This window comes from Candidatus Vicinibacter proximus (genome assembly GCA_016713905.1).
Classification (GTDB): Bacteria; Bacteroidota; Bacteroidia; order Chitinophagales; family Saprospiraceae; genus Vicinibacter; species Vicinibacter proximus.
In genome coordinates, this window is record JADJOE010000001.1 from 733,106 (window position 1) to 740,000 (window position 6,895).

The 6,895-nt window shown below is 38.1% G+C and carries 5 protein-coding genes (1 of these 5 only partly in view); 4 read left to right on the top strand and 1 reads right to left on the bottom strand.

Going from position 1 to position 6,895, the window contains the following annotated elements; genetic code table 11:
* Window positions 1–122: 122 nt before the first annotated feature.
* The gene (locus tag IPJ83_02960; protein MBK7879509.1) at window positions 123–1,778 is read right to left on the bottom strand and encodes an AMP-binding protein; all 1,656 of its coding nucleotides are present in this window, start codon (window positions 1,776–1,778) and stop codon (window positions 123–125) included.
* A gap of 124 nt (window positions 1,779–1,902) precedes the next feature.
* On the opposite strand from IPJ83_02960, the gene IPJ83_02965 reads away from it, so the two are divergent.
* The 4 genes from IPJ83_02965 to IPJ83_02980 all read left to right on the top strand — a co-directional run.
* Window positions 1,903–2,502, top strand: a complete 600-nt coding sequence (locus IPJ83_02965; GenBank protein MBK7879510.1) for a YdeI/OmpD-associated family protein — start codon at window positions 1,903–1,905, stop codon at window positions 2,500–2,502.
* Window positions 2,503–2,683: 181 nt separating this feature from the next.
* Window positions 2,684–5,002, top strand: coding sequence for a 30S ribosomal protein S1 (rpsA, locus tag IPJ83_02970; GenBank protein ID MBK7879511.1), 2,319 nt, complete (start codon window positions 2,684–2,686; stop codon window positions 5,000–5,002).
* A gap of 176 nt (window positions 5,003–5,178) precedes the next feature.
* A complete protein-coding gene (gene crtI / locus IPJ83_02975) occupies window positions 5,179–6,618 on the top strand; it encodes a phytoene desaturase (protein ID MBK7879512.1) in 1,440 nt (479 codons plus the stop codon).
* A protein-coding gene (locus IPJ83_02980; protein MBK7879513.1) for a phytoene/squalene synthase family protein crosses the window boundary here: on the top strand, window positions 6,608–6,895 show its 5' portion. The gene runs 558 nt beyond the window's last position; only the first 288 of its 846 coding nucleotides appear in the window; its start codon is at window positions 6,608–6,610; its stop codon lies beyond the right edge, outside the window. Before crtI ends, IPJ83_02980 begins: the two co-directional genes overlap by 11 nt.

Sequence of the window (6,895 nt, forward strand, 5' to 3'; positions counted from 1 at the left end):
ATTTAATCATGTGCTAGTTACAAGTGCAAAGAAACGGATAAGTTTTTATATCGTTTACTGCACTATTAATGTGTTAAGGAACTCCATTTTCTTGATGGAAAAACATACAAATTTAAAAAAGATCAATTCCTCAATTCTCTTCTCAATATCTTTCCTACATTGGTTTTAGGTAAAGACTCTCTGAATTCTACTGCCTTTGGAATTTTATAATTGGTAAGATAGTTTCGGGTGAATTCTATCACCTCATCTTCGGTTAGACTTTTATCTTTTTTAACTACAAACGCTTTTACAAGTTCACCAGATTTTTCATCGGGTATACCGACGACTGCTACTTCCAGGACCTTTTCATTTTTAGCAATGACGTCTTCTATTTCATTTGGATAAACATTAAAACCGGATACTAGAATCATGTCTTTTTTTCGGTCCACTATTTTAAAATAGCCATCTTCTTCCATGATTCCTACATCACCGGTACAAAGCCATCCGTTTTTAATTGTGTTGGCTGTTTCTTCAGGTTTGTTGTAATAACCCTTCATCACTTGTGGTCCTTTCACTTGAATTTCTCCGGGTTCTCCGAAATTACAAATTCTTCCATTATCGTCTACAATTCTGACATCTGTGGAAGGGACGGGTAAGCCGATGGTTCCTAGACGTCCGGAACCATCTAGTGGATTCAAACTGACCACAGGAGAAGCCTCTGTCATTCCATATCCTTCCACCAGGTTACATCCGGTCACTTTTTTCCATCGTTCAGCTACGCTGGATTGCACTGCCATAGCTCCTCCTACTGAAACCTTCAAACCACTAAAATCACACTTTTCAAATCCTGGGTAATTCAGTAGTGCATTGAATAGAGTATTTACTCCTGCCATTAAACTGATCTTATGGGTTTTAAAAGCTTTGGCTACAGATCCAATATCTTTGGCATTCACAATCAAAACAGTATTGGCCCCAATGGACATCATCGCTAAAACATTGACCGCAAAAGCAAAGATGTGATACATAGGAAGGGGAGATAAAGCTGTTTCTTGTTTCTCTTTAAGTAAGTAACAGATCACCGCTTTTATTTGCATTACATTCGCCACTAAAGAACGATTGGTTAACATGGTTCCTTTGCTTACGCCGGTAGTCCCGCCTGTGTATTGCAACATAACTACGTCATCCAGTGAATGAACTACCGGATTTATAGAAAATTTTGCGCCCTCATCCACAGCATGATTAAAACCTATAGTATTTGGAATATTATAAGCCGGTACCATCTTTTTAATATGCCTTACCATAAAATTAACGATACCTCCTTTTATCGATCCAAGCATTTCACCTACAGACGTGGTAATTACCACCTGGATTTCTGTTTTAGCCAAAACCTTTTCAAGATTGGCTGCAAAGTTTTCTGCAATAACGATTGCTTTAACACCGGAATCAATAAATTGATATTCCATCTCATATGGCGTGTAGAGTGGATTTGTATTCACAATGATTAGTCCGGCCCTCATGGCGCCAAAGATTGCAATTGGATACTGCAACAGATTAGGCATCATCAGAGCAATCCTGTCACCTGGTTTTAGTCCTCTGGAATGCAAATAGGCAGCGAAATTTCTTGATTTTCTATCAATTTCACCATATGTGATCGATTTACCCATGAAGGTAAATGCATTCAACTGTTTGTATTTTTGAAAGCTTTCCTCAACAAAGGCTAATAAGGAAGAATAAGCTTCCGCCTCTATATTGGCGGGAACTCCAGGAGGATAGTGTTTTAACCAGGGTCTTGATTCCATATGGTATGAATTAGTTGGTAAAAATATAAATACAGCGAAGAATTGTTACAGTTATCCTCAGAATGATCAAATATTATTTTTTTGAACAAGGCTGTTAACCATTTTTGTTGATATTTGAAGGGAAATGGAAAAAATCACCTCAGTGGACCAATACATCCAATCCATTCCCGCTTCCAGGGGAAAGGAAATATCCTGGCTCAGAGAAATTATTATGACCAATGACTTGAATCTCGAGGAAAATATAAAGTGGGGAACCCCGGTTTATAGTTTAAATGGTAAAAATGTAGTTGGAATAACCGCTTTTAAAAGTTACGTGGGTCTTTGGTTCTTCCAAGGTATCTTCCTTAAAGATCCATTTAAATATTTGGTAAATGCCCAGGAAGGAGTAACTAAAGCCCAACGCCAGTGGAGGTTTCAGGATTTAGAGCATTTAAAGTTACATAAAAACCACATCCTGGATTATATAAAGGAGGCAACATGGAATGCAAATAATGAACTGGAAATGAAGCCAAAGAAGAACCTTGAACCGGTAGTTTTATCGATAGAATTTGAAACCAGACTCAAAGAGAACTCTGAAGCATTTAGAAATTTCTATTCGCTTTCTAAATCCCATCAGAGGGCATATGTAAGCTATATTAATGAAGCTAAAAGGTTAAAAACAAAATTAATACGCATTGAAAAAAGTCTAATCATGTTGGTTGAAAAGAAATTACCAAACATCTAAGTTCAGGGCAGAATTGTATTGAGTGTCAAAAATAGACTTCCCTTTATTCTACAAATAGTATTGTTTTAAGCCTGCATTTGGCTCTTAATCTTATGATCCAAAGATAAATTTCCTTCCAATAAAAGTATTTGTACTAAATTTGCGCCGCTAAAATTATTTCTTAACCTTTAAAAATGCCAAAATGTTGGACGAAAAAGATTTATTACAAGACGACGATCTGAATCCGGAAGAGATCCAGGAATCACTGGATAACCCCGCACTACTTGAAAAAGACGTGCCTGTTGTTGAACTTCTGGAAGAAGAAGTTGCCCTTGAGACCCTCGTCGAAGCCGACGATTATTCCGGCCCTCATGACGAGTTTGACTGGAGTGTAACCAATAAGAATGCAGTCAATTATTCACCAGAAGTTGAACAAAAGTATTTAGCAGATTACGATGCTACATTCAGCACCATTCAGGATGGGCAGGTGCTTCAGGGGGTGGTGGCAAGTGTAACCGGCAATGATGTAATATTTGACATCAGATTCAAATCTGACGGTTTGATTCCGCTTTCAGAATTCAGGGAACTGGATCTAAAGCCAGGAGATAAAGTTGAAATTTATGTTGAACGTACCGAAGATGAGCACGGTCACCTGGTTCTTTCCAGAAAGAAGGCTAAGCTTTTGCGTGCTTGGGAAGGTTTGGTAGATTCTTACAAAAACGGGACAATCATCAAAGGTAGCGTTATCAGCAAGACCAAAGGTGGTTTGATTGTGGATTGTAATGGATTGGAGACCTTCTTACCAGGATCACAAATAGATATCAAACCTATTGTTGATTATGATGCATATGTAGGGAAAACTATGGAATTTAAGGTGGTGAAAATTAACGAAACCATTAAAAATGCGGTAGTTTCTCACAAAGCCTTGATTGAAGGAGATCTTCAAGAGCAAAGAGAGCAAATTATTTCTGGTCTGGAAAAAGGACAGGTTCTTGAAGGAACGGTTAAAAACATCACTGATTTTGGCGCATTCCTGGATTTAGGAGGTGTGGATGGACTTCTTTACATCACAGATATCAGTTGGGGTAGAATTAACCATCCATCTGAAGTATTGGAGAAAAACCAGAAGATCAATGTTGTGGTACTTGATTTTGATGAAAACAAAAAGAGAATCTCTCTTGGTTTGAAGCAACTTCAACCGCATCCATGGGATGTGTTACCTGCTGACGTTGTAGAAGGCTCAGTAGTTAAAGGAAAAATTGTAAATATTGAAGATTACGGAGCTTTTCTGGAGATTTATCCTGGTGTAGAAGGCTTGATTCACGTTTCCGAGGTCAATTGGAACAGTCAGCCTGTTCATGCAAAGGATTTCTTCTTCCAGGGTCAGGAGTTTGAAGCAAAAGTAGTGACCATCGACCGTGAAGAACGCAAGATGTCCCTATCCTTAAAACAGCTGACCGAAGATCCATGGATGCATGTTCAACAGAACTTCTCAGTAGGTACAAGACACACTGGTGTGGTTAAAAACTTAACCCCTTATGGTGTCTTCGTTGAAATGGGCGAAGGAATTGGAGGAATGGTTCATATTTCAGATTTGAGCTGGACCAAAAGATTTAACCACCCATCTGAATTTACCAAAGTAGGAAATAAGTTGGATGTTCAAGTGTTGGACATTGATATGGAGAACAGAAAACTTTCACTTGGTCATAAGCAATTGGAGGAGAACCCATGGGATACTTTTGAAAACGTTTTCCCGGAAGGATCTTATCACGAAGCAACGGTACTTAGAAAAGATGACAGAGGCTATACTGTTCAATTGCCTTATGGTTTGGAAGCTTATGCTCCGATCAAATTTATGAAAAAGGACAATGGACAAAATGCTAATGTGGAAGAAATCCTGACCGTTAAAGTAATTGAGTTTAACCGGGATGAGAAAAAGATCATTGTTTCACATACCCGATATCTTGAGGATATCAGAAGAGAGGCAGATGACAATGTTCGCAAGGAAAAGGACCAGGAGCGTCAAGTAACCAAGAAAGCTGTTGAAAAACAGCAATCTAAGGTGGAAATGACTACCCTAGGTGAAATTGAAGGATTTAGTGCTTTGAAGGAGCAACTTCAAGAAAATGCCAAAGCAAAGTTGGAAGCCGCAGCAAAAACTGAGGTCAAGGAAGAATCTAAAGTTGAAGCGCAAGCCACAAATTTGTTTAACGAACCAGTTGTTTCGGAAGAAAAGCCAAAGGCAAAAACAACAAAAGCGGCTAAAGGCGATGACCTTAAAATTATCGAAGGAATCGGCCCAAAGATTGCTGAGTTGTTGCACGCAGAAGGCGTTGTATCTTTTAAAGATTTGGCGGCAACACCGTTAGATAAATTGAGAGAAGTGTTGGAAGCGGCTGGATCCAGGTATAGAATGCATGACCCCACCACTTGGCCAGAGCAAGCTAATCTTGCGGCAGAAGGAAAAATGGAAGAGCTTAAAACTCTTCAAGACAGCCTAAAAGGTGGAAAGGCTGAATAATTAGATAATTAAATGATAAGTTTAAAGCCCTTGGTCCTCAGCCAGGGGCTTTTTGTTTAATTAAATTTATTAAAAGTTAAACAAAATTGATTTTATTTTGTCATAGATTCGTAAAATTAAATACTGTTTTGAAGGCGGATACTAAAATTGCAATAATAGGAAGTGGAATAGCGGGAATGACTGCTGCCATTGATCTTGCTTCCAAAGGATATAATGTGCAGGTTTTTGAAAAAAATAGTACTCATGGTGGTAGGGGAAGGGCATTTGAAAAGGAAGGTTTTGTCTTTGACATGGGCCCTAGTTGGTATTGGATGCCGGAAGTATTTGATGAATTTTTTAAGAAACACCACGAAGATCTTAAGGATTATTTTCAACTCATCAGACTTGACCCCTCTTACAGAATTTTTTTTCACGATAAAATAATTGATGCCCCGTCCCAAATCGAAGAGACTTATCAAATATTCGAAGACCTAGAGAAAGGTTCCTCGACATTTCTAAAAAAATTCCTGAATGAAGCAAAATACAAGTATGAAGTCGGGATGAAAGAATTTGTAAGGAAACCGGCACTAAGCGTATGGGAATACCTGGATAGGAGAATTCTAAAAAGTCTCCTTAAGTTACAAATGCTGAAATCCATCGAGAAGGTCATAAACAAAGGAATAAAAAATCCTAAATTAAGGTCATGGTTGTCTTTTCCGGTATTGTTTTTAGGAGCCAAGCCAGCAGATACACCAGCACTTTACAGTTTGATGAATTATGCTGATTTGGTCCTAGGAACCTGGTTTCCAAAGGGAGGAATGATTAAACTGTTTGATGCATTTTATCAATTAGCACTCAAGAAGGGAGTTGTTTTTCATTTTAACACTCCTGTTGAAAAAATAAATATACTAAAGAATAAGGTTTACTCCATTTCCATTGAAAATCAATCTATAGAATTTGATTACGTGGTTGCCGCTGCCGATTATCATCATGTTGAACAATCGCTTTTAGAAAAAGCTCACAGGCAATATTCAGAGCGCTACTGGGAAAAAAGGGCTATGGCACCGGGAAGTCTGATCTTTTATATTGGGCTAGACATTAAGGCACCTAATTTGCTTCACCACAGTTTATTTTTTGATGCTGATTTTGAAGCCCATGCCGACGATATTTATGTCCATAAAAAGTGGCCCGAGGATCCCTTATTCTATGTTTGCGCCTGTTCGAAAACGGATACTGGTGTTGCTCCAGAAGGTGGGGAAAACATTTTTATATTGATGCCCATTGCGGCTGGTATTGAAGATAAAGAGGAACTAAGAGAAAAGTATTTCGATATAATTATGTCAAGGATGACAAATAAATGTGGTGTGGATTTAAGGCCGCATGTCATTTACAAGAGGTCCTACTGTACAGATAATTTTATAGCCGACTATAATAGTTATAAAGGTAATGCCTATGGGTTATCAAATATTTTAAGGCAGACATCTTTATTAAAACCAAGAATCAGACATAAAAAAATAAAGAATCTGTTTTATGCTGGTCAGCTGTCACATCCCGGTCCTGGACTTCCACCATCCATGATTTCCGGTGAAATTGCTGCCCAGCTTATACACGAAAAAATAAAAGCCAATGAATCATAGAAAGCTATATGATAAGGTTTGTATCCTTATGAGCGAACAGATGACAAAGGAATACAGTACCTCTTTCTCTTTGGGTATACGAATGTTTGAAAAATCTCTGCGCCAACCTATTTATGCAATTTATGGATTTGTAAGATTGGCAGATGAGATTGTAGATACTTTTCATGGGATTGATAAGGCTTATTATTTGAAACAAATCAGGGAAGAGACAATGTCTGCTATTTCAAATAGAATTAGTCTTAATCCTATACTGCATTCATTTCAGGAAACGGTCCAT